The following is a 2,183-nucleotide window of genomic DNA, read 5'->3' on the forward strand; positions in this document are numbered from 1 at the left end:
CCGTCGACTCCGATCGAGGAGATCGTGGCGTCGGTGTACGCCGAGGTGCTCGGTGTCGAGCGTGTCGGTGCGGATGACGATTTCTTCGCACTGGGTGGTAACTCTTTGCTGGCGACGCAGGTAGCGGCGCGTATCGGTGCGGCGTTGGATGCTCGTGTTCCGGTGCGGGTGATTTTCGAGGCGGCGACCGTGGCCGGACTCGCCACGAAGGTCGAGCAGCACGCGGGCTCCGGCGGGCGTAAAGCCTTGGTCGCCGGTCCGCGCCCTGACCGCATTCCGCTGTCGCTGGCGCAGCAGCGCATGTGGTTCCTCAACCAGTTCGATCCGGCGTCGTCGGTCTACAACATCCCGGCTGCCATCCGCCTCACCGGCGACTTGGACGTGGCCGCTCTGCGACAGGCCGTCGCGGACCTGGTGGCGCGTCACGAGATCCTGCGCACGATCTATCCGCAGACGCCGGACGGCCCGGTACAGCAGGTGCTCGCGGCGGACGAGGTGCCGATCGGTCTGGCGCCGGCCCGGGTCGACGCGGCCGATCTGTCCGCCGCGGTGACCGCCGTCGTCGCCGCGGGCTTCGACGTGACCTCCGAGGTCCCGTTCCGGGTCGAACTGTTCGAGGTCGCTTCCGCGAACGCGGACGACCCGACCGAGCACGTGCTCGCGTTCGTCGCACACCACATCAGCTCCGACGGTTGGTCGATGGGACCGCTCACTCGGGATCTGGTCCTGGCCTACGAGGCGCGCAGCAGAGGCGAAGCCCCGGCCATGGCCCCGCTGCCGGTCCAGTACGCGGACTACAGCCTGTGGCAGCGGGAGGTGCTCGGTTCCGAGAGCGACCCGAACAGCCTCATCTCGCAGCAGGCCGAGTACTGGCGCGGCACGCTCGCGGCCCTGCCGGACGAACTGCCGCTGCCGGTCGACCGGCCCAGGCCCGCCCAGGCGTCCTATCGCGGGGCCACCTTCGCCTTCGACATCGACGCCGACCTGCATGCGGGGCTGGAACAACTTGCCCAGCGGCATAATTCGACACTGTTCATGGTGGTGCACGCCGCGCTCGCGGTGCTGCTGGCCCGGCTGTCGGGCACCTCGGACATCGCCATCGGAACCCCGGTGGCCGGCCGCGGCGAGGCCGAACTCGACGATCTGATCGGCATGTTCGTCAACACCCTGGTGCTGCGCACCGAGGTCGAGCCGGGCACGCCGTTCGACGCGTTGCTCGCCGAGGTCCGCCGGACCGACGTCGCGGCGTTCGGGCACGCCGATCTGCCCTTCGAGCGCCTGGTCGAATTGCTCGATCCGGTTCGCTCGGCGGCGCGGCACCCGCTGTTCCAGGTGATGCTGGTATTGCAGAACATGGTGCAGGCGACGCTCGAGTTGCCCGGGCTCACGGTGTCCGGCATCGATCCGCAGGTGTCGGCGGCCAAGTTCGACTTGCAGATCACCCTGGCCGAACAGCCTGGAGCCCAAGGTCTTTCGGTGGTCATCGGCTACGCGACCGACCTGTTCGACGAATCGACCGTGCGGAATTTCGCGAGCCGATTCCGCCGTATCCTCACGTCGATCGTGGCCGATGCCACCGCTGTGGTGGGCGACATCGACGTGCTCGCGCCCGGCGAGCGCGATCAAGTGCTGAGCGCATGGAATGCGCCGGGCGCCTGGGTCCCCGGCGCGACCTTGCCGGATGTGATCGCCGAGCAGGCATGGTTGCGTCCGGATGCGGTCGCGATTCGTTTCGGCGACACCAGCCTGACCTTCGGGCAGTTGCAAAGCCGCGCCAACCGGGTCGCTCGGGCGTTGATCGCTCAGGGCGCTGGCCCGGAATCGGTGGTGGCGGTGGCGGTGTCGCGCACCGAGGAACTACCGGTCGCGTTGTTGGGTGTGTTGACCGCGGGTGCGGCGTATCTGCCGATCGACACGACTTATCCGGTGCAGCGGTTGGAGTTCATGCTTGGCGACGCCGCCCCGGTGTGTGTCCTCACCACAGCGGACGAGCGTGACGCGGTGCCGGCAGGTGAATTGCCGGTGGTGGTGTTGGCCGACGCGCAGGACTATTCGGACGCGCCGGTGGGTGATGCGGATCGGGTGGCGCCGTTGCGGCCGGACAACCTGGCGTATGTCATCTACACCTCCGGTTCGACCGGTGTGCCCAAGGGTGTGGGGGTCGCGCACCGCAACGTGATGGA

1 protein-coding gene is annotated in these 2,183 nt (G+C 68.4%); it reads left to right on the plus strand.

Going from position 1 to position 2,183, the window contains the following annotated elements; genetic code table 11:
- On the plus strand, positions 1-2,183 hold a 2,183-nt coding region (locus tag ABZ420_RS35960), incomplete at both ends, for a condensation domain-containing protein (RefSeq protein ID WP_357132670.1).

It is taken from the genome of Nocardia sp. NPDC005745 (genome assembly GCF_040630775.1).
Classification (GTDB): domain Bacteria; phylum Actinomycetota; class Actinomycetes; order Mycobacteriales; family Mycobacteriaceae; genus Nocardia.